Annotated in this window: 1 protein-coding gene; it reads right to left on the bottom strand. The window is 70.0% G+C overall.

Annotated features, from left to right (window positions below; all coding sequences use genetic code 11):
- Positions 1-233: AMP-binding protein (locus tag AB4Y34_RS42555; protein ID WP_368719379.1), on the bottom strand; the 233-nt coding region annotated here is incomplete at both ends.

Raw genomic sequence — 233 nt, 5'->3', positions numbered from 1 at the left:
TCAGGATCGCCAAGAGCCCCACCACCATCGCCGCGCTGCGCTCCACGCAGCTCCACACCGGCTGGTCCGGCCTCACCCCCCGTCCGACCAGATGGTGCGCCAGCCGGTTGGCCCGCGCATTGAGCTCGCCATAGCTCAGTCTCTCGTTCTCATGCACCAGCGCCACCGCCTCCGGTGCCCGGCGCACCTGCGCCTCGAACAGCTCATGGATGCACCGCTCGTTGGCCCGCGCA

The organism is Paraburkholderia sp. BR10954 (assembly GCF_040965775.1).
GTDB lineage: Bacteria > Pseudomonadota > Gammaproteobacteria > Burkholderiales > Burkholderiaceae > Paraburkholderia > Paraburkholderia youngii.
The sequence above is the reverse complement of the archived record's forward strand: the minus strand, read 5'-3'. Positions and strand labels throughout refer to the sequence as shown.